Genomic DNA, 19,594 nt, shown 5'->3' on the forward strand with positions numbered 1-19,594 from the left:
GGTGTGGTTGCCGCCGTTGCCGCCGTTGCGGCGGCTGTGGCCGCTTACGGCCGCGACAGCAGCGGCAGGGCGTGCAGCACCTCGCGGATCGCGGCCCGGTCGCCGTGCTCGCCGACCGGCAGCCGGTCCGGATCGCGGTGCGCGGCGGCCAAGTGGCAGAGCTCCAGGCCGTCCAGCACCATCGAGGCCACCGGTTCGCCGCCGGACGGCCCCGACTCCGGTCCGTCCAGCGGTATCAGCCACTCGCCGGCCGCCGGGCCGTCGATCACCAGCCGCAGCCGCCGGCCCCGGCCCTGACCCTGGTCCGCCACGGGCGGGAGGGTCGGCGCCCCGGCGGGCTCGGGACGGGTGGCGCGGGCGGCACGCAGGTCGGCCAGTGCCCGCGGGACCATCCGGACCGCCAGGTCCACCATCTGCCGCAGGTGCTGGGGCGCCGGCGGGTCGTACGGGTAGGCGACCGCGCGGGCCACGTCCTCGCCGTGCACGTAGCACTCGAAGGCGCGGTCCACGAAGGCGTCGCGCAGCGGCAGCACGGCGAAGCCGTAGTCGACGGGGGTGTTGCCCTGCGGGGCGAGCGCGGCGGTGCGCACCAGGTCGTGAGTCTGCCGCCGCCACCGCTCCCGCACCGACTGCGGCGGGAGGCCGGCCTGGTCGGCGACCAGCCGGGCGGTGCGTTCGGCGATCCCGGCGTACGGCCCGCCCTGCGGCGGGACCCGGGGCGGGAGCAGGGGCGGGATCCGGAGCGCCGGCGGCCGCGCGGCCGGCTCCTGCGGCGGCACCCGCCGGGCGGCCGGGGCCGGTGCGGCGCCCGGGCCGGCCGGCACCGGGTCGGGCAGGCCGAGGGCGAGCGCCAGATAGCCGTCCACGGCGGCGAGGTGGCACAGCACCTCGGCAGGGCGCAGCCGCCCGGTGCCGCCGTGCCACGGCAGGTCGGCCACCTCCTGCCACTCCTCCGGGCCGAGGTCGCGCAGCAGCGCGTCGAGCTTGGCCGTCTCCGCGGTGTACGGCATGCCCCAGGCGGGGACGGGCAGTTCGGCCGGGCGGCGGGCCAGGCACCAGTCGAGCACCTGCTGGCGCAGCGAGTTGGGCTGGTCGAGCGGCTCGTCCAGGGCGAGCCAGCCCGCCGCCTCGCGCAGCCGGGCGGCCTCCTCGGCGCACTCCGGGCAGGTGCGCAGGTGCCGCTCCAGCTCGGCGGCGTCATGGCTCGGGCAGGCGCCGAGGGCCCAGGCGCCGAGCAGCGAGCGCAGGGCGTCGTGCTGCTCCTCGGTGGTGGGCTCGCTCCGCTCGCTCATGCGCCCCTGTCCCCGTCGTCCCCGTCGCCCGCGTCGTCCGTGTCTTCCTGGTCGTCCTCGCGGCCGTGCCGTTCGTCGTGGCGGGCGCGCTCCTCGGCCAGTTCGGTGGCCAGCAGTTCCAGGCCGAGCCGCATCCGCTGCTTGGCGGCCTGCTCGCTGATGCCGAGCAGCCGGGCCGTCTCCTGGTAGGTGCGGCCGTCGTAGTACGTCACCGCGATGGTCTCACGCAGGGGTTGGGGCAGGGAGTCCACCACGTACTGCATGCGCGCGGCGGTGGCCACGGCGCGGATCTCCGCCTCGGCCGCGCGCTCGCTGCCTCCCGGTCCGTCAAGCCCGCTGCCCGGGCCGCCCGGTACCCGCTCGGCGGCCCGCCGCGCCCGCAGCCGGTCGACCGCGCGGCGGTGGGTGAGCGCGCCGAGCCAGGAGCGCAGCGAGCCCTGGGCGGGGTCGAAGTCCTCGGGGTGCTCCCAGACCTGGGCGAATATCTCCCGGGTGAGCTGGGCGGCGGCGGCCTGGTCGGCGAGTATCCGCCCGGCCAGTCCGTGCACCATCGGCGCGAGCTGGTCGTAGATCTCGCCGAGCGCGGTCTCCTCGCCGCGGGCGAGGCGGTGTTGGAGCTGCACGTCCCAGCGCGGCGCGCGGTCGGGGGTGGCCATCGGGAACCAACCCTCCTGCCCGGGTTTCGCTGGCGTACCCAACGGTATCTTGCGGCCGGTCGGCGGCGGGAGCATTCCCCGAAGAACGGAACCCGGGCCTGCGGATCGTCGCCCGGGTCGCCAGCCGGGTTGTCGCCCGGCCGTCGCCCGGTTGTCGCTCGGATCGGCGGCCCGTGCGCGGGGCGGTCCTTGGAGGCCACTGTTCGAAGGCCGTTGGACATATGTCGCACGGGTGGTTCGCGAGTGGCGGGCCGGGTGCGCGGGGCGTCCGGAGGTAGGTTCGCCACTGCGGGACCGGCGGGTCGGCCCGGGCCGGACGAGTGCCGGTACGAGGCTCGCGAGAGTGAACGGGACAGTATGCACTGCGCTGTCCCCCGATCGCTGGAATATGCCCGAAGCGCTTGCCGAGGTCCGTCCGCCCACTCATCCTGAGGCGTAATCGAGTCGCGGCCAGTGCGCGACGGACGAGTTGGCCCGGACGGGACAGGTCGGGTGAGCGCCGGGCGGGAGCCCGGCCGAGGGCCCGGGTGGCACCGGGCGATGTGCGAGGGTTCGCCGGCTGGACGATCCGGCCCGATCGGGACGATGGCCGAACTGCGAGTGCGGGTGGTGGAGCGGTGCAGGTTCTTCAGGTACAGCTGGCGGTGCGGGCGGACCCCGCCGAGGTCGGCCGGGCCCGTCGGTGGGTGCGCTCGCGGTTGCTGAACCACGGGGTGGACCCGGACGCGCCGGTCGCCGAGACGGTGGTGCTGGTGGTCTCCGAGCTGGTGACCAACGCCGTGGTGCACACCGGGTGTCCGGCGGTGCTGCGGCTCTGTCTGCCGGTGGAGGAGGACCAGGCGGGCGGCGAGCCGGCCGGCCCGCTGCGGGTGGAGGTCGCCGACGCGAGCCGGACGGCCCCCGCCCCGCGGCACGCCGGGGCGGACGAGAACGCCACCAACGGGCGCGGTCTGGAGCTGGTCGAGCTGCTCTGCGAGCGCTGGGGCTGGTTCCCGGACGGCTCGGGCAAGCGGGTGTGGTGCGAGATCGGTGCGGATGCCCGGCCGGCGGACCCGCTGGCGGGCGTGGACTGGGCGGCGCTGGCGCAGTAGCGGCAGCGGCAGCCCCGGGGCCCGCTCGGTTCGCTGCCGATCCCGCCGGTGATCGCCGGCGGAGATCACCGGCCGAAAGTTGACGCAACCATTCCGAATTTCGGACTACCCATTGACGTGACGTATCCGACTGATCACGCTTGGGTGCGGCTCTCCGTCAGTGAGGGGACGCCGAGGGGACGCCCGAACGCCGCCGCGGTGCTGTTGTCCAGGGGGACCACGCCAGCAGGGGGGCCGTGGATCGCCGGTCGCGGGCGCTCCTTGGCGAGTGCGGAGGGCGCGGCGCGGGTTCAGGGCCCGTGCGTCGCGATTGGATGGCGGCCGGCCGCGCCGTGCTCGGGGTGCACGCGGCCGGCTGCCATCCGACCCGCCGTCATCCGGCGGCGCTTTCCGGCCACTCGGCCGAGAGCCGCCCAGGGCACCTGAAGCCGCCCGGGGTCACCCGGGGACGGTGCGGAAGGTACGCCGGTAGGCGCTCGGGGCGACGTCCAGCCGGTCGCGCAGTTGCAGCCGGAGCGAGGCGGCGGTGCCGAAACCGGACTCCCGGGCGACTTGGTCGATCGTCAGGTCGGTGCGCTCCAGCAGCTGCCGGGCCCGCTCGGTGCGCTGCACGGTGAGCCACTTCCCGGGGCTGGCGCCGGTCTCCTCGCGGAAGCGCCGGGTGAAGGTCCGCACGCTCATGCCCGCCCGGTCGGCGAGTCGGCGCAGCGCCAGCGGCTGGTCCAGGTGTTCCAGTGCCCACGCGCGGACGGCGGCGGTGCCGTGGCCGGTGGAGTCCACCGGGCTCGGGGCCTCGACGTACTGCTTCTGGCCGCCCTCGCGCCACGGCGGCACCAGGCAGCTGCGGGCCACCGCGTTGGCCACCGCGCTGCCGTGGTCGCGGCGGACCACGTGCAGGCACAGGTCCACCCCGGCGGCCACCCCGCCGGAGGTGAGGAGGTCGCCGTCGTCGGTGTAGAGCACGTCCGGGTCCAGCCGCACCTTCGGGTACAGCTCGGCGAAGCGCCGGGTGTAGCGCCAGTGGGTGGTGGCCGGGCGGCCGTCCAGCAGTCCGGCGGCGGCCAGCAGGAAGGAGCCGGTGCAGATCGACATCAGCCGGGTGCCGGGCCGGATCCGGCGCAGTGCGGCGGCCAGTTCGGGGGTGAAGGCGGTGTCGACGGTGGCCGCGCTCGCGTCGGCGGAGGCCGGGATCACCACCGTGTCGGCCCGCTCCAGCAGTTCCGGCCCGTGGTCGACGCTGATCCGGAAGTCCGCGCTGGTGGCGACCGGCCGGCCGTCCAGCGTGCAGGTGGCGATCTCGTAGAGCGGCCGTCCGGCCGGGTCCTCGGCGCCGCCGAAGATGCGGGCGGGGATGCCGAGTTCGAAGGCGATCACGCCGTCGAGGGCGAGTACCGCGACCAGGTGGGCCATGCCGTTCCCCTTCGGTGGTGCGGCCGCCCGGGCCGGTCGGGTCGGGGCGGCGGGTTGAGTCGGTTCGGTCGGCCGGTTCGGGCCAGTCCGGCCGGTTCGGGCCAGGGTACGCCGGGACCGTGGCCCGATTCTTGCGAAAGCTGTCATTCAGGCCACTCGTCGCGGCCGCGCCGCTTCGGGACACTCGTCCGCGTGACCGAACGCAACGCCTTCGCCCCCGCCCCCGCCCCCGCGCCCGCCCCCGAAGGACCTGTCCGCCCGGCCCGCCCGGCCCGCTTCCGGGTGCACTACGCCTGGGTGGTGGCCGGTGTCTCGCTGCTGGTCCTGCTCGGCTCGGCCGGCTTCCGGTCCACGCCCAGCCTGATGATGGACGCCCTGCACAACGAGTTCGGCTGGTCGCTCGGGACGATATCCAGCGCCACCTCCGTCAACCTGACCCTCTACGGCCTCACCGCCCCCTTCGCCGCCGCCCTGATGGACCGTTTCGGCGTGCGCCTGGTGGTGGTCTGCGCGCTGCTGACCATCTCGGTCGGTTCCGGGCTCACCATGCTGATGCGCGAGCCCTGGCAACTGGTGCTCTGCTGGGGCGTGCTGGTGGGCCTGGGCAGCGGCTCGATGGCCGGCGCCTTCGCCACCACCATCACCGGCCGCTGGTTCCAGGCGCGCCAGGGCCTGGTCACCGGCGTGCTGACGGCCGCCGGGGCAGCGGGAAACCTGGTCTTCCTGCCGGTCGGCGCCTGGCTGGTCGAGCACCACGGCTGGCGCTCGGCGGTGATCGTGGTCTCGCTCGCGGCCAGCGCGGTCGCCGTCCCCGTCCTGCTGCTGATGCGCGAGCGGCCCGCCGACCTCGGCCTGCTCCCGTACGGAGCGACCGAGGAGCCCCCGGCGCCCGCCGCCGACGGCCGCGCCCTGACCCGCTCGCTGCGGGTGCTGCGGGACGCCGCCCGGAGCCGGGCGTTCTGGCTGCTGTCCGGCTCCTTCGCGATCTGCGGCGCCACCACCGCCGGCCTGGTCGGCACCCACTTCATCCCGGCCGCCCACGACCACGGCATGCCGGTGACCACCGCGGCCGGCCTGCTCGCCCTGATCGGCGTCTTCGACGTGATCGGCACCATCTTCAGCGGCTGGCTCACCGACCGGGTCGACTCCCGGATCCTGCTGGTCACCTACTACGGGCTGCGCGGGATCTCGCTGCTCCTGCTGCCGCAGCTGCTCGCAGGCTCGCTGGAACCGCCGATCCTGGCCTTCGTCATCTTCTACGGCCTGGACTGGGTGGCCACCGTGCCGCCGACCGTCGCGCTGTGCCGCCGGCACTTCGGCGGGGACGCCCCGATCGTCTTCGGCTGGGTGCTGGCCAGCCACCAGATCGGTGCGGCCGTCGTCGCCGGGCTGGCGGGCCTGGCCCGCGACGCGCTCGGGAACTACGACCTCACCTGGTACGGCGCCGGCGCCCTGTGCGTGGTCGCCGTCGGGCTCTGCCTGGCGCTGCGCACCAGCCGGCCGGACCGCCCCGTCGTCCCGGCCCTCCCGTAGGGCGGGCTCCCAAGGCGGGCTCCCAAGGCGGGTCGGGGGCCTGTCGGACCGGAGAGCTAGGCTCCGCAGCCATGGCGCTCATCTTCACCCTGGACCCGAAGCTCGACCCGGACCTGCGCACCGCCGTCGTCCGGCTGTGGGCCGACGTCACCAACGCCGGCGGCGCGGTCGGCTTCGTGGCGCCGGTGACGGAGGACGAGGTCTGGGACACCGCCGACCACCAGTTCGCCGGGGTCGCGCCGGACGGCCCGGACCGGCTGCTGGTCGCCCACGAGAGTGACACCGGCCAGCTCGTCGGTGTCCTCTTCTTCGAGTCGATGCGGTTCGGCCTGATGGAGCACTGGCGGATGCTCAAGCGGGTCATGGTGCACCCCGACTGCCAGGGCCGCGGCTACGGCGTCCGGCTGCTCGCCGAGGCCGAGCGGATAGCCCGGGAGTGGGGCCTGGAGAGCCTGCGGCTGACCGCGCGCGGCGGCCAGGGCCTGGAGCGTTTCTACACCCGCTGCGGCTACCGGGAGGTCGGCCGGGTGCCGGCCGCGGTCCGGGTCGCCCTAGGGGACGACCGCGACGAGATCACCATGTGGCTCGACCTGCGCTGATCCGCAGGACGGCCGGGAGGCGGCGGGCGGGGGGACGGGCGCCCCCTTCCCCGCGCCGCCCGTCAGGCATGCTTCACTGGGAGACCGGCCCCCGCCCAGACCAGTGAAAAGGATGTGTCCCGTGAGCAGCACCGGCCAGGAGAAGTCGCACGCCACGCTCCGCTACACCTCCCTGCGGGTCAGCATCTTCCTCGGCTGCCTGCTGGTCGCCCTGCTGCTCGGGCACTTCAAGATCATCCCGGTCAGCGGCCAGGCCGGAGTGATCTTCCTGTTCCTGCTGGCCGCGATCGCGTCCGCGCCGCTCAGCTACGTGCTGCTGAGCCGTCAGCGCGACGACATGTCCGCCCAGATCACCACCAAGGTCTCCGGCCTGCGCAGCCGTACCGCCGAGCGGATCGCCGCGCAGAACGCCGAGGAGGACGCCGTCGACGAGGCGGCCCGGACGGCCGCCGTCCGGCAGAGCTGACCCCGGCCGGACCCGTAGCCGCAGCCGCCGTGCCCGAATCCGCCGCCTCGGACGCCTCCGCTTCCGACCCCGACCCCGACCCCGCTTCCGCTTCTGCGGCTTCCGAGCCCGGACCGGCCGACCCGCCGTCCGGGCCGTCCGCGTCGCTCGGGCCGTCCGCGTCGCTCGGGCCGTCCGTCGAGGGGGAGGCCGGGACCTGGCCGGCCCCGGTGCGCCGGCCCACCGGCCGGGACGTGGCCAGGCTCGCCGGGGTCTCCCAGGCCACCGTCTCGCTGGTCTTCTCCGGTGCCGAGGCCGGCCGCCGGGTCTCCGACGCCACCCGGGAGCGGGTCAGGGAGGCCGCCCGCAGCCTCGGCTACCGCCCGCAGGCGGCCGGCCGGCAGCTGCGGCTCGGCCGTAGCGGGATGATCCTCCTGGCGGTGCCGAACATCCTCGGCCCGTTCTTCGGCCGGGTGCTGGAGGGCGTCCACGAGGAGGCCGGCCGGCACGGCCTGGCGGTCGTGGTCAGCTCCGGCTGGGGGAGCGCCACCCTCGCGGAGGCCGCCACCACCAGCCGCTTCGACGGCCTGCTGATCTGCTCCCCGGACGACAGCCAGCTCGGCGAGCTGCCCGCCGACACCCCCGTCGTCTTCCTCGACGCCGACCCGGGCACCGACCGGGCCCGGCCGACCGTCGAACTCGACGTGGCGGGCGGGATGCGCGCCGCCGTCGAGCACCTGGCCGGGCTCGGCCACCGCCGGATCGGGCGGCTGCGCTCCACCCACTCCGCGTACACGTTCCGGGTGCGGCAGGCCGCGTTCGAGCAGGTCGCCGCCGAACTCGACCTGGAGGTCGTGGAGTTGGGCGTGAGCCTGAACGAGGGCCAGCCGGCCGCGCGGAGCGTGGCGCACCGCCTGCTGGAGCGCCCGGACCGTCCGCGCGCGGTGATCTGCGACGACGACGTGGTCGCCTCCGGGGTGTACCAGGCCGCCGCCGAGCTGGGGCTGAGGGTGCCGGCCGACCTGTCGGTGGTCGGCATGGACAACGTCGCGGTGGCCGCGCTGCTGGCCCCGCCGCTGACCACCGTCGACCTGCCCGGCGAGGAGCTGGGCCGGGTCGGCGCGGCGGCGCTGGCGGGCCTGCTGCGCGGCGAGCGGGCGGCGCCCGTCCCGCCGCTGGCCACCTCGCTGGTGCTGCGCTCCTCCACCGCGCCGGCGGTCGGCGCGCCGGGGCGGGGCGCGAAGCCGTAGGCAGGAGCAGGGGAGAACGAAAGACCGCGCCCGCCGGCCAGACCCCGGTGGGCGCGGTCGTCTGTGGGGGGCCTCAGCCCACCGGCACCGGCCGCACCGACGGCGCCGGCGGCACCGGGTGGAACCAGCGGCGGGCGCCGAACAGCAGCAGGGCGCCGAGCGCGATCCCGCCCGCCGCGCACAGCGCCACCGGCCGCAGCGAGTCCTCGGCCAGGTTGCCGGACACCGCGTAGCCGAGCGAGTTGCCCGTCGCGAACAGCGTCACCAGCCAGGCGAACGCCTCGGTCACCGTCCCGGTCGGCGCCAGCTCGGCGACCAGCACGAACGCCGCCGCCAGCAGCGGCGCCAGCCCGATCCCGGAGAGGAAGGCCAGCGCGGCCATCGGGTACGGCCCGGGCAGCAGCACCAGCGGCAGGTAGGACGCGGCCATCGCGAGCGCCATGACCCAGGTGCGGGTGGCCGTGCTGCTGCGCCACTTCACCGCGCCGTAGGCGAGCGCGCCGAGCAGGCCGCCGAGCGCCGCCAGCGCCAGCAGGGTGCCCGCGCCGCCGGGCAGGGCGTCGGCGTGGTGCTCGGCGTAGGCGATGAACAGCACGTTCTGCGCGCCGACCGCCCAGCCGGCCCCGGCCAGTCCGACCAGCAGCAGCACCAGGCCGGGGGAGCGCAGCGGGCCGAGCAGTCCGGCGGAGTGCGCGCGGGCCGGGGCGCGCCAGGCCCGGGCCGGGGCGGTGGTGGCCACGATCAGCGCGCCGGCCAGCCCCAGTCCGGCGGCCATCCAGAGCGCGGCGACCGGGCTGAACAGGCCGGCGATCCCGGCGACGGCCAGCGGGCCGGCCACGTAGAGGATCTGCTGGGAGGCGGAGTCGAAGGCGTAGGCGGTGTCGAGTTGCTCCTCCTCCACCACGTCCGGCCAGAGCGAGCGCAGGCAGGGTTCGAGCGGGGGCATGGCGAGCCCGGCGATCGCGGCGCCGAGCGGAGCGGCGATCTCGGAGCCGGGGGCGAGGGCGAGCAGCGCGTACCCGCCGCCAGCGAGCACGGCGGAGGCGAGCAGGACGCGGGGCTGCCCGGTGCGGTCCACGATCCGTCCGAGCACCGGCCCGCCGACGGCGGCGGAGATCGCGTAGGCGGCGGTGGCCAGTCCGATCCGCCCGTACGGCGCGCCGGCCTCGCGCAGGGCGAGGGCGATCACCAGGGCGGTCATGCCGGCGGGCAGGCGGCCGAGCAGGGTGCCGAGGAGCAGGCGGCTGACATGGGGGGCGCGGAGCAGGGCGAGGTAGCCCATCGGGCGTCTTCTCCGGTCTGGGCAGGCGGGGGCGGGGACGCCGTCAAAGTTATACGTATAACCGCTCAGCGGTCAATCGGGCCGGTGGGGATGATCTGATGGTGCGTCAGCTTCGTTCGTGTCCGGATCTCACCCCAACCTCAAACAACTACTTTGAACATCTCAAACCTTTACTGCTAATGTGTCGCCCATGACCACCTCAGACGCATCGCGGAAGCACGGCCGGGGCTCGCTGCCCGGTGCCGCCCGCCCGTGCGCTCTGACCGGTGCTGTGGACAGCCCGCGCCGTTGTCGCGCCATGAGCTGTATCCCGGCGGCACGCCCCTGACCGGGGGCCGGGACCTCCCCGCCCGGCCCGCGCGCCGTGCCGCCTCCTCCGCCACACCCCACCGTCAGCAACGCCCTCCCCCGGAGCCGCACCGTCATGTCCACAGCGCCCGAGGCGACCTCGTCGCCGTCCGTGCTCGCGAGAATCCGCAAGACCCCGTTCTGGGTCCAGATCGTCGGCGGCCTGCTGCTCGGCGTCGGCCTGGGCTACCTGGCCCGCGCCGCCGACATCTCCTGGCTGGCCACCACCCTGGAGACCATCGGCAAGATCTTCGTCCAGCTGCTCAAGCTGGCCGTCCCGCCGCTGGTGTTCACCGCGATCGTGGTGAGCGTCGCCAACCTGCGCAACGTCACCAACGCGGCCCGCCTGGCCACCCGCACGCTGCTCTGGTTCATGATCACCTCGCTGATCGCGGTGGCCGTCGGCCTGGGCCTGGGCCTGCTGACCAACCCCGGCCAGGGCACCAACCTCAAGACCGACGGCCTCAAGGCGCTCGACTCCAAGGGCACCTGGATCGACTTCCTGACCGGGATCTTCCCGACCAACATCGTCGACGCCTTCGCCAAGGTGAACGTGCTGCAGATCGTCTTCATGGCGGTCGTGGTCGGCGCGGCGATCATCAAGCTCGGCAGCAAGGCCGAGCCGGTCCTCAAGCTCAGCGAGTCCGTCCTGGAGCTGACCCAGACCGCCCTGTGGTGGGTCATCCGGCTCTCCCCGCTCGGCACCCTCGGCCTGATCGGCAAGTCCGTCGCCAAGTACGGCTGGGACCTGCTCAAGCCCTTCGCCACGCTGACCCTCGACATCTACGTCGGCTGCGCGCTGGTGCTCTTTGTCGTCTACTCGCTGCTGCTGAAGTTCGCCGCCGGCCTGAACCCGGTCAACTTCTTCAAGGGCGCCTGGCCCGCCATCCAGCTGGCCTTCGTCTCGCGCTCCTCGGTCGGCACCCTGCCGGTCACCCGCCGCGTCACCGAGCGCCTCGGCGTCCCCAGCGAGTACGCGTCCTTCTCCGTGCCGTTCGGCGCCACCACCAAGATGGACGGCTGCGCCTCGATCTACCCGGCGATCGCCGCGATCTTCGTCGCCCAGGTCTACAACATCGACCTCGGCATCCGGGACTACCTGCTGATCGCCTTCGTCTCGGTCGTCGGCTCGGCCGCCACCGCGGGCCTCACCGGTGCGATCATCATGCTGACGCTCACCCTCTCCACCCTGGGCCTGCCCCTGGAGGGCGTCGGCCTGCTGCTCGCCATCGACCCGATCCTCGACATGATGCGCACCGCGACCAACGTCGCGGGCCAGGTGCTGGTGCCGGTCCTGGTGGCCTCGCGGGAGAAGATCCTCGACGTCGCCGCCTACAACCGCCCCTCCGGCGACCTGTACGAGGACGCGCCGTCGGCCGTCGTCCCGGCGCAGACGGACAAGGCGGCCCCGGTGGCTGCCTGATCCCGGCCGGCTCGGCGACAAGGGCCCGCCTCCGCACCGTTCCCCGGTGCGGAGGCGGGCCCTTGTGCGTGCCGCGGGGGCGCGGGTGCGTGCGCTGCTTCCCGGGGCGGTGGCCGGGAGGAGGGGCCGGGGAAAGGCCAGGCGGAAAAGGCAGGGGGCCCGCCGGTCGGGCGGGCCCCCTTGGGTGTTGCTCTTATGCTCATGGTGACGGCTGTCGGGAGCCGCCGACGGACCCGCTGGGGTCCCGAGCGATCAGAACATCAGAAGATGGTCAGATGGGGGTGACGTTCTCCGCCTGCGGGCCCTTCGGGCCCTGGGTGACGTCAAAGTTCACCGCCTGGTTCTCCTCCAGCGAGCGGAAGCCGCTCGCGTTGATGGCGGAGTAGTGGACGAAGACGTCGGGGCCGCCGCCCTCCTGGGCGATGAAGCCGAAGCCCTTCTCAGCGTTGAACCACTTGACGGTTCCCGTGGCCATGCCGTTCTCCTTGCGAGGGACGTGTCGGGGCCACACCGTGTGGCACCCGGTCCGCTGCGCTGATCGCCCTGCCTCCGGACGAGTCCGAAGTTTTTCGATATTGCTGAAAAACTACAAAAAGCCCGCGGTTACATGCTCCGCAGGCTTCAAGTACTGCAAGGGGAATCAAACTGCAACTGAGGGCAACGCTAGCATGCGGTCGCTGTGACGACCAGGGGTGAACTGCGGCCCCCACGGCGCGTGTCGTAGGGCCCCGCAGGGGCGTCCAGCAGGCCTCGCGAGCGCGTGTCGGGTGCCCGGTGCAAGCCTCTGTGAACAGCAGGCATACGCTGCGGGAAAGCGCACGAACAGTACAAGGGAGCGGCGCAGTGGCAGCACCGGACGGACAATCGCGGGAGCCCCAGGAACACACCCCGGTCAGGCCTCGCGTCGGCCACATCCAGTTCCTGAACTGCGTCCCCCTCTACTGGGGCCTCGCCAGGACCGGCAACCTGCTGGACCTCGACCTCACCAAGGACACCCCGGAGAAGCTGAGCGATCAGCTCGTCGACGGCTCGCTGGACATCGGTCCGATCACCTGCGTGGAGTACCTGCGCAACGCCGACGACCTCCTGGTCCTGCCCGACATCGCGGTCGGCAGCGACGGCCCGGTGATGTCCTGCCTCATCGTCAGCAAGGTGCCGCTCGCCGACCTGGACGGCCGCCGCGTCGCCCTCGGCTCCACCAGCCGCACCTCCGTCCGGCTCGCCCGGCTGCTGCTGGAGGAACGCGAGGGCGTCCGCCCCGACTACTTCAGCTGCCCGCCCGACCTCAGCTCGATGCTCGCCGAGGCCGACGCCGCCGTCCTGATCGGCGACCCGGCGCTGCGCGCCTACCTCGGCCAGGCCGCCGACCTCGGACTGACCGTCCACGACCTCGGCGAGATGTGGAAGGAGTGGACCGGCCTGCCGTTCGTCTTCGCCGTCTGGGCCGTGCGCCGCGAGTTCGCCGAGCGCCGTCCGGAACTGACCGCTGCCGTGCACCGGGCCTTCCTGGAGTCCCGCGACCTCTCACTGGTCGAGGCCGCCAAGGTCGCCGAACAGGCCGCCCGCTGGGAGGCCTTCGGCGCGGACGTGCTGGAGCGGTACTTCAGCGAGGCCCTCGACTTCTCGCTCGGCGAGCGGCAGCTGGCCGGCGTCGCCGAGTTCGCCCGCCGGGTCGCGCACGACAGCGGCTTCGCGTCGGACGTCGCGGTGCGGCTGCTGGAGCCGGCGGCGCTGCCGGTCGGTTGAGCACGGTGGTCGGTTGGGCACGGTGGTCGGTTGGGCACGGTGGTCGGTTGGGCACGGTGGTCGGTTGGGCACGGTGGTCGGTTGAGCGCGGTGGTCGGTTGGGCACGGTGGTCGGTTGAGCGCGGTGGTCGACGGGCAGCGGGCTGACGCGGACGCTCGAAAGGCCTGGCGTAGGCTGGTTCGGCCGTACCCGGACGCCCGCCGTCCGGGGGGCGGCAGCGCCGAGAACTGCAGTATCCGAGAGAGAGAAGGCGGCCAGGTGACCGAGCTCGCAGCGACCACCCTCGATGCGCCCAGCACCGATTTGCAGGCCGTGCTCGACCGGGCCGCCGGCGGTGGCCGGATCACCCCGGAGGAGGCGCTGGAGCTGTACCGCTCGGCGCCGCTGCACGCGCTCGGCTCCGCCGCCGACGCGGTGCGCCGCCGCCGCTACGCCGGTACCGAGCACATCGCGACGTACATCATCGAGCGCAACATCAACTACACCAACGTCTGCGTGACGGCGTGCAAGTTCTGCGCGTTCTACGTGCCGCCGAAGAGCGACAAGGGCTGGTCCCGCGAGCTCGACGAGATCCTGCGCCGCTGCGCCGAGACCGTCGAACTGGGCGGCACCCAGATCATGTTCCAGGGCGGCCACCACCCGGACTACGGCGTGGAGTACTACGAGCGCGCGTTCTCGGCCATCAAGGCCGACTTCCCGCAGCTGGTGATCCACTCCCTGGGCGCCTCCGAGGTCGACCACATGGCCCGGATCTCGGGCGTCTCGATCGAGGAGGCCATCACCCGGATCCACCGGGCCGGTCTGGACTCCTTCGCCGGCGCCGGCGCCGAGCTGCTGCCCGCGCGGCCGCGCAAGGCGATCGCCCCGCTCAAGGAGTCCGGCGAGCGCTGGCTGGAGATCATGGAGGCCGCGCACGGCCTCGGCGTGGAGTCCACCTCCACCATGCTGATGGGCACCGGCGAGACCAACGCCGAGCGGATCGAACACCTGCGGATGATCCGCGACGTGCAGGACCGCACCGGCGGCTTCCGGGCCTTCATCCCCTACACCTACCAGCCGCAGAACAACCACCTGAAGGGCTCGACGCAGGCCACCGTCTTCGAGTACCTGCGGATGATCGCGATCGCCCGCCTGTTCCTCGACAACGTCGCCCACATCCAGGGCTCCTGGCTCACCACCGGCAAGGAGGCCGGCCAGCTGTCGCTGCACTACGGTGCGGACGACCTCGGCTCGGTCATGCTGGAGGAGAACGTCGTCTCGGCGGCCGGTGCCAAGCACCGCTCCAACCTCACCGAGCTGATCCACCTCATCCGGGCCGCCGACCGCGTCCCGGCGCAGCGCGCGACCACGTACGAGCACCTGCGGGTGCTGGACGACCCGGCCAACGACCCGGTGGACCCGCGGGTCGCCTCGCACATCGCCTCCACGGCGATCGAGGGCGGCACCGCGCACCCCGAGCTGAAGATCCTGGACAACTGAGGCCCGGGGCACCGCCGTGCTGACCCTGCACCGGGCGGCCCTGGTGCTGCCCGACCCGGCCGACCCCACCGCCCCGTCCCTCCCGGACGGGGCGGTGCTGGTGCGCGGTGACCGCGTCGAGGCCGTCGGACCGTACCGGGAACTGGCCGCCGCGCACCCGGGGGCGCGACTGCGGGACTGGGGCGCCGCGGTGCTCACGCCGGGGCTGCGCAACCCGTACGGGCACCGGCTGCTGGAACACGCCTACCACCCGGACCCGCGCGAGGAGATCGGCGTCGAGCCGGTCGCGGACGGGCTGACGGGCTCCGTGGACGAGGGGCGCTGCGGCGCGAGCGCCCGGCGCGGGCTGCAACGGATGCTCGGGTTCGGGGTGACGGCGGTGGCCGGGCCGTTCGAGCGGGCCGCGGTGCGCACGGCCGTGGCGCGCTCCGGGCTGGTCGCGCTGCCGGGCGCCCCGGACGCGACGGCCCCGGCGGACGGCCCGCTGGACCCGCTGTCGGTGCTGCCGCTCGCGGCGGCCGTGCACGGCCGGGTGGCGGCGGGCGGCCGGGCCGACTTCGCGGTGTTCCCGGCCGTTGGGGAGGGCTTCGCCCAGCCATCGCCGGGCGGTTGCCTGGCCGCCGTGCTGGGCGGGCGGTTGGTGTACCGGCGGCGCTGAACGGGGCCGGGAACCGGACGACGTACTCGCCGGTAGTCGGACTTCCTTGCGGCGTACGGCACTTCCTTCGTGTGCCGCCGAACTCCACTGTCCACCCTGTGGGGTGATTCCCCCTTCGCCGTGACCTGAGGGCCCGCCAGCGGATACGATCCCGGACAGCTCACTCCGTACCCTCACCACCTACCGCCCGTGCCCGCGGGTGGCGGGGCCGTGTCCCAGGCCCCGAAGGCAAGCCAGGACAGGAACCATGCGATCCGCGACCGTCCCCCCGCCGCGATCCCCGCGGTTGGGCCGTGGTTGGTACCTCGCCGCCGTGCTCAGCGCCGTGCTGGCCGTCGGCATGTGCCTGCTCGGCTGGCGTCAGGCCGACCAGGCCGACCGGATCGGCGCCCACCCCGTGAGAGTCGAAGGCGTCGTCACCCAGCTCCCCACCGGCGGCGGCTCCTACAGTGCCGTCAGCTACCGGGCGTCCGGCCAGTCGCACACCGCGGCCGCGCTGCCGCTCGCCGACGGCGCCAGGATCGGCGACCCGATCTGCCTGGAGCACGCCGCCGACGACCCGGGCGCGGTGCGGATCTGCGGCGACACCTACCCGCAGCCGGTCGGCGTCGGCCTGGCCCGGTTCAGCGTGCCGGTCGCGGTCGGGATGTTCGTGATCTGCGTGCTGCGCATCCGGCGGCACCGGCGGGCGCTCGCGGTCCGCGCCGGGCAGGGCCGGCTGGCCACCACCGTCGCACTGGCGACCGGGGCGCTGGCCGACGGGATGCCCGCGATAACCCACGGCAAGCGCTCCCGGCGCCGGCGGCGCGCGAGCGGGCGGCGCGCGCAGCACTGACGGGGCGCGCGGCACCGGTGGGGCCGGGCGGGGGCGCTGGACGGCGGGGGCGTGCGGCGGGGCCCGTGCGGCGGGTGCGGACGCCCCGCGGCGTGCCCCGTTGGTCGGGGTGTCGGCGCCAGGGTGAACAATGGGGGCGTGACCCGAGCCTCTCTGGACAAGCAGCCGCACGAAGTCGCCGCCATGTTCGACGACGTCGCGGCCAAGTACGACCGCACCAACGACGTGCTGTCCCTCGGCCAGGCCCGCGCCTGGCGCCGGGCGGTGGCCGAGGCGGTGGACGCCGGACCGGGGGACCTCGTGCTCGACCTCGGAGCCGGCACCGGCACCTCCTCGCTGCCCTTCGCCGAGGCCGGCGCGCAGGTCGTCCCGTGCGACTTCTCCGTCGGCATGCTCGTCGAGGGCAAGCGCCGCCACCCCGAGCTGCCGCTCACCGCCGGCGACGCCACCCGGCTGCCGTTCGCGGACGGCACCTTCGACTCGGTGACGATCTCCTTCGCGCTGCGCAACGTCCAGGACACCGACGCGGCGCTGCGCGAGATGCAGCGCGTCACCAAGCCCGGCGGCAAGCTGGTGATCTGCGAGTTCTCCACCCCGACCTGGACGCCGTTCCGGACGGTCTACACCGAGTACCTGATGCGCGCCCTGCCGCCGGTCGCCACCGCGGTCAGCAGCAACCCGGACGCGTACGTGTACCTCGCCGAGTCCATCCGCTCCTGGCCCGACCAGCCCGAGCTGGCGGCCCGGCTGCAGGAGAGCGGCTGGTCCAAGGTCGCCTGGCGCAACCTCACCGGCGGCATCGTCGCGCTGCACCGGGCGTACAAGCTCGGGTAGCCGTTGCACCGGCGGTGTGGGGGCGTGGTCGTTTCCGGCGGCGGGGACGGAACTAGACTGCCGGAGACAGAAGCCGCCGTCCCCACAGCCGCAGCTCCAGGAGAGTGTCCACCGTGTCCGAGACCGCAGCCGATCTGACGAAACCGGACAGCCCGGTCGAGAGCACGGCCGACGTCATCGTGGTCGGCGCGGGTCCGGCCGGGTCCACCACCGCGTACTACCTCGCCCAGGCCGGGCTGGACGTGCTGCTGCTGGAGAAGACCGCGTTCCCGCGCGAGAAGGTCTGCGGCGACGGCCTCACCCCCCGCGCCACCAAGCAGCTGGTGGACATGGGCATCGACGTCTCCACCGAGAACGGCTGGCTGCACAACAAGGGCCTGCGCATCATCGGCGGCGGCGTCCGGCTGGAGCTGGACTGGCCCGAGCTGTCCGCCTTCCCCGACTACGGCCTGGTCCGCAAGCGCGCCGACTTCGACGAGCTGCTGGTCCGTCAGGCCGAGAAGGCCGGCGCCCGGCTCTACGAGCGCTGCAACGTCAGCGGGCCCGTCCTGGACGAGCGCACCGGCCGGATCGTCGGCGTCACCGCCAAGCTCGGCGACGAGAAGCGGCCGGTCACCTTCCGCGCCCCGCTGGTGGTCGCCGCCGACGGCAACTCCACCCGGCTCTCGCTCGCCATGGGCCTGCACCGCCGCGAGGACCGCCCGATGGGCGTCGCCTACCGGACGTACTTCACCTCGCCGCGCCACGACGACGACTACCTGGAGTCCTGGCTGGAGCTGTGGGACACCCGCGGCGGCCAGCGCAAGCAGCTGCCCGGGTACGGCTGGGTCTTCGGCATGGGCGACGGCACCTCCAACGTCGGCCTCGGCATCCTCAACTCCTCGCCCGCGTTCGGCGAACTCGACTGGCGCGAGGTGCTCAAGGCCTGGTGCGCCGGCATGCCGGAGGAGTGGGGCTACACCCCCGAGAACATGACCGACCCGATCCGCGGCGCCGCGCTGCCGATGGCCTTCAACCGGCAGCCGCACTACACCCGCGGCCTGCTGCTCGTCGGCGACGCGGGCGGCATGGTCAACCCGTTCAACGGCGAGGGCATCGCCTACGCGATGGAATCCGGCCAGATCGCCGCCGGCGTCATCGTCCAGGCCCACGCCCGGGTCACCGAGACCGGGCGCGAGCGCGCTCTGCAGGGCTACCCGCGCGTCCTCAAGGACGTCTACGGCGGCTACTACACGATGGGCCGCGCCTTCGTGAAGCTCATCGGCAACCCCAAGGTGATGCAGCTCGCCACCCAGCGCGGCCTCACCCACCCGATGCTGATGCGCTTCACCCTCAAGATGCTCGCCAACCTCACCGACCCGCAGGGCGGCGACGCGATGGACCGCATCATCAACGGCCTCGCGAAGGTCGCGCCCAACGCGTAGCGGGCCCGGGGCCTTCTACCGGCCCCCTCGGTCCCCCCGGCCCCCCGGTCCCTTCCAGGACCTCAGGGCGTCTCCTCCGCCGTCTTCCGCTCCCCGTCCGCCGGGCGGCGGGAGGCGGCGGAGCGCTGTTCGACGTAGGCGAGGCGGTCGGCGAAGACCCGGGCCGCGTCGGGGGTGAGCGTCCGGAGGGCGACGAGGGCGGTGAAGACGACGTCGCAGAGCTCGTGCTGGACGTCCTCCCAGCTGTGGGTGACGCCCTTGCGCGGGTTCTGGCCGGTGGCGCCGATCACCGCGGCGCCGACCTCGCCGACCTCCTCGGAGAGCTTGAGGATCCGCAGCAGGCGCTCCTCCCGGGGCGACTGCGTGCCCTGCTCGTCGAGCCACGCGACGAGGTGGTCCACGCTCTCCCAGATCCGGCTGTCCATGCGCGCTGCTCCCGTGCGGTGTCGTTGGTGCTGCCACCGTACGGGAGGCGCTGCGGACGCACGGGAACGGCGTGGGGGGTGAGGGGCGGGCTCCCGGTCAGCGGGTGCTGATCTTCACGTGGCGGATGTTCACGGGGAGGGTGGGGAAGCCGTCGCCGGGGTTGTTCTGGTCGTCCTCGCCGCCCGCGGCGATCTTCTGCAGGACGTCCAGGCCCGCCGTGATCCGGCCGAACGGGGTGTAGGCGGGGGAGAGCTTGGTGTCCTTCCAGACGAAGAAGAACTGGCTGCCGTTGGTGTTCGGACCGGCGTTGGCCATCGCCACGGTGCCGGCCGGGTAGGTGGCGCCGGTGAGGTTCTCGTCCGGGAAGGAGTAGCCGGGCCCGCCGCTGCCCGTTCCGGTCGGGTCGCCGCACTGCAGGACGTAGAGCCGCTGGGTGGTGAGGCGGTGGCAGTGGCTGCGGTCGAAGTAGTCGTGCTCGGCGAGGAAGCGGAACGAGAAGGTGGTGCAGGGCGCCTTGTCGGTCAGCGCCTGGAAGGTGATCGCGCCCTGGCTGGTGCGCAGGGTGGCGCGGTAGGGCTGGGCGGCCTTCTTGGCGTCGAAGACGGGGATGCCCTTGAAGTTGTCGGCCGGCACCGCGGGCGTGTAGGCGCAGGCGGGCGCGGGCGGCGGGGTGTCCGCGACGGCGGTGCCGGTGCTCGCCGTGAGCGGGAGGACGGTGGCGACGGCGAGCAGGGCCCAGGGTGCGCGCTTCACGTGACGGGCCTTCCGGAGGGTGGTGGACGGCGGGGTTGGCATGGCGCCATCATCCACGCCGGGGCGGCGATCCGGTAGAGGTCGGTAGGGGCCGTTGGGTTTCAGGCCC

The 19,594-nt window shown here is 73.8% G+C and carries 19 protein-coding genes; 12 read left to right on the forward strand and 7 right to left on the reverse strand.

The genetic code is table 11. The features are described from left to right. Positions 1 to 44: 44 nt before the first annotated feature. Positions 45 to 1,292: a zf-HC2 domain-containing protein gene (locus tag AB0O82_RS18930; protein WP_363585013.1), complete on the reverse strand. Its 1,248-nt coding sequence runs from the start codon at positions 1,290 to 1,292 to the stop codon at positions 45 to 47. Further along, positions 1,289 to 1,948 (reverse strand): sigma-70 family RNA polymerase sigma factor, encoded by a 660-nt coding sequence (locus AB0O82_RS18935; protein ID WP_363585015.1) that lies wholly within the window; start codon positions 1,946 to 1,948, stop codon positions 1,289 to 1,291. Before AB0O82_RS18935 ends, AB0O82_RS18930 begins: the two co-directional genes overlap by 4 nt. 617 nt (positions 1,949 to 2,565) lie before the next feature. Between AB0O82_RS18935 and AB0O82_RS18940 the strand changes: the two genes are divergently transcribed. Continuing rightward, a complete protein-coding gene (locus AB0O82_RS18940; protein ID WP_350877591.1) occupies positions 2,566 to 3,039 on the forward strand; it encodes an ATP-binding protein in 474 nt (157 codons plus the stop codon). Between the two features lie 438 nt (positions 3,040 to 3,477). Here the strand turns inward: AB0O82_RS18940 and AB0O82_RS18945 are convergent, their stop codons facing one another. Further along, a complete protein-coding gene (locus AB0O82_RS18945) occupies positions 3,478 to 4,449 on the reverse strand; it encodes a helix-turn-helix domain-containing protein (RefSeq protein WP_363585017.1) in 972 nt (323 codons plus the stop codon). Positions 4,450 to 4,731: 282 nt separating this feature from the next. Here AB0O82_RS18945 and AB0O82_RS18950 point away from each other — a divergent pair, with 282 nt between their 5' ends. The 4 genes from AB0O82_RS18950 (at position 4,732) to AB0O82_RS18965 (ending at position 8,276) form a co-directional block, all read left to right on the forward strand. Beyond that, on the forward strand, positions 4,732 to 5,982 hold the full coding sequence (locus AB0O82_RS18950; RefSeq protein ID WP_363585074.1) for an MFS transporter: 1,251 nt from the start codon (positions 4,732 to 4,734) through the stop codon (positions 5,980 to 5,982). A gap of 71 nt (positions 5,983 to 6,053) precedes the next feature. Beyond that, positions 6,054 to 6,581, forward strand: coding sequence for a GNAT family N-acetyltransferase (locus tag AB0O82_RS18955; RefSeq protein WP_363585019.1), 528 nt, complete (start codon positions 6,054 to 6,056; stop codon positions 6,579 to 6,581). Positions 6,582 to 6,702: 121 nt separating this feature from the next. Further along, positions 6,703 to 7,047, forward strand: a complete 345-nt coding sequence (locus AB0O82_RS18960) for a DUF4229 domain-containing protein (RefSeq protein WP_063348160.1) — start codon at positions 6,703 to 6,705, stop codon at positions 7,045 to 7,047. A gap of 29 nt (positions 7,048 to 7,076) precedes the next feature. After that, on the forward strand, positions 7,077 to 8,276 hold the full coding sequence (locus tag AB0O82_RS18965) for a LacI family DNA-binding transcriptional regulator (protein WP_363585021.1): 1,200 nt from the start codon (positions 7,077 to 7,079) through the stop codon (positions 8,274 to 8,276). A 73-nt stretch (positions 8,277 to 8,349) separates the two neighbouring features. On the opposite strand, the gene AB0O82_RS18970 is transcribed toward AB0O82_RS18965, so the two are convergent. Next, a complete protein-coding gene (locus AB0O82_RS18970) occupies positions 8,350 to 9,558 on the reverse strand; it encodes an MFS transporter (protein WP_363585023.1) in 1,209 nt (402 codons plus the stop codon). Between the two features lie 424 nt (positions 9,559 to 9,982). Between AB0O82_RS18970 and AB0O82_RS18975 the strand changes: the two genes are divergently transcribed. Further along, positions 9,983 to 11,329, forward strand: coding sequence for a dicarboxylate/amino acid:cation symporter (locus tag AB0O82_RS18975; RefSeq protein WP_363585025.1), 1,347 nt, complete (start codon positions 9,983 to 9,985; stop codon positions 11,327 to 11,329). A gap of 271 nt (positions 11,330 to 11,600) precedes the next feature. On the opposite strand, the gene AB0O82_RS18980 is transcribed toward AB0O82_RS18975, so the two are convergent. After that, a complete protein-coding gene (locus AB0O82_RS18980; protein WP_052580872.1) occupies positions 11,601 to 11,804 on the reverse strand; it encodes a cold-shock protein in 204 nt (67 codons plus the stop codon). A gap of 368 nt (positions 11,805 to 12,172) precedes the next feature. Between AB0O82_RS18980 and AB0O82_RS18985 the strand changes: the two genes are divergently transcribed. From AB0O82_RS18985 to AB0O82_RS19010, 6 genes are all read left to right on the forward strand, one after another. Next, complete coding sequence (locus tag AB0O82_RS18985; protein ID WP_063348157.1) at positions 12,173 to 13,075, forward strand: menaquinone biosynthesis protein; 903 nt, start codon at positions 12,173 to 12,175, stop codon at positions 13,073 to 13,075. A 259-nt stretch (positions 13,076 to 13,334) separates the two neighbouring features. Further along, positions 13,335 to 14,555, forward strand: coding sequence for a cyclic dehypoxanthinyl futalosine synthase (gene mqnC, locus AB0O82_RS18990; RefSeq protein ID WP_363585027.1), 1,221 nt, complete (start codon positions 13,335 to 13,337; stop codon positions 14,553 to 14,555). 16 nt (positions 14,556 to 14,571) lie between these two features. Next, complete coding sequence (locus tag AB0O82_RS18995) at positions 14,572 to 15,213, forward strand: hypothetical protein (RefSeq protein ID WP_363585029.1); 642 nt, start codon at positions 14,572 to 14,574, stop codon at positions 15,211 to 15,213. A 247-nt stretch (positions 15,214 to 15,460) separates the two neighbouring features. Continuing rightward, complete coding sequence (locus tag AB0O82_RS19000; protein ID WP_363585031.1) at positions 15,461 to 16,048, forward strand: hypothetical protein; 588 nt, start codon at positions 15,461 to 15,463, stop codon at positions 16,046 to 16,048. Positions 16,049 to 16,186: 138 nt separating this feature from the next. Further along, positions 16,187 to 16,882: a demethylmenaquinone methyltransferase gene (locus AB0O82_RS19005; RefSeq protein WP_363585033.1), complete on the forward strand. Its 696-nt coding sequence runs from the start codon at positions 16,187 to 16,189 to the stop codon at positions 16,880 to 16,882. 134 nt (positions 16,883 to 17,016) lie between these two features. Next, entirely contained in the window at positions 17,017 to 18,306 is a 1,290-nt protein-coding gene (locus AB0O82_RS19010) for a geranylgeranyl reductase family protein (protein ID WP_350877772.1), read from the forward strand. A 62-nt stretch (positions 18,307 to 18,368) separates the two neighbouring features. Here the strand turns inward: AB0O82_RS19010 and AB0O82_RS19015 are convergent, their stop codons facing one another. Beyond that, positions 18,369 to 18,731, reverse strand: coding sequence for a MazG-like family protein (locus AB0O82_RS19015; protein ID WP_363585035.1), 363 nt, complete (start codon positions 18,729 to 18,731; stop codon positions 18,369 to 18,371). 97 nt (positions 18,732 to 18,828) lie between these two features. Then, positions 18,829 to 19,527 (reverse strand): peptidylprolyl isomerase, encoded by a 699-nt coding sequence (locus AB0O82_RS19020; RefSeq protein ID WP_363585037.1) that lies wholly within the window; start codon positions 19,525 to 19,527, stop codon positions 18,829 to 18,831. Between the last annotated feature and the right edge of the window lie 67 nt (positions 19,528 to 19,594).

The sequence above is a fragment of the Kitasatospora sp. NPDC088264 genome, from assembly GCF_040685715.1.
Classification (GTDB): Bacteria; Actinomycetota; Actinomycetes; order Streptomycetales; family Streptomycetaceae; genus Kitasatospora.

Bases quoted from the DNA above. Each gene is read 5' to 3' on its own strand.
- AB0O82_RS18945 (WP_363585017.1), bottom strand. From the start codon at position 4,449: ATGGCCCACCTGGTCGCGGTACTCGCCCTCGACGGCGTGATCGCCTTC.
- AB0O82_RS19015 (WP_363585035.1), bottom strand. From the start codon at position 18,731: ATGGACAGCCGGATCTGGGAGAGCGTGGACCACCTCGTCGCGTGGCTC.
- AB0O82_RS19000 (WP_363585031.1), top strand. From the start codon at position 15,461: ATGCGATCCGCGACCGTCCCCCCGCCGCGATCCCCGCGGTTGGGCCGT.
- AB0O82_RS18930 (WP_363585013.1), bottom strand. From the start codon at position 1,292: ATGAGCGAGCGGAGCGAGCCCACCACCGAGGAGCAGCACGACGCCCTG.
- AB0O82_RS18935 (WP_363585015.1), bottom strand. From the start codon at position 1,948: ATGGCCACCCCCGACCGCGCGCCGCGCTGGGACGTGCAGCTCCAACAC.
- AB0O82_RS18970 (WP_363585023.1), bottom strand. From the start codon at position 9,558: ATGGGCTACCTCGCCCTGCTCCGCGCCCCCCATGTCAGCCGCCTGCTC.
- AB0O82_RS18975 (WP_363585025.1), top strand. From the start codon at position 9,983: ATGTCCACAGCGCCCGAGGCGACCTCGTCGCCGTCCGTGCTCGCGAGA.
- AB0O82_RS18955 (WP_363585019.1), top strand. From the start codon at position 6,054: ATGGCGCTCATCTTCACCCTGGACCCGAAGCTCGACCCGGACCTGCGC.
- AB0O82_RS18980 (WP_052580872.1), bottom strand. From the start codon at position 11,804: ATGGCCACGGGAACCGTCAAGTGGTTCAACGCTGAGAAGGGCTTCGGC.
- AB0O82_RS19020 (WP_363585037.1), bottom strand. From the start codon at position 19,527: ATGCCAACCCCGCCGTCCACCACCCTCCGGAAGGCCCGTCACGTGAAG.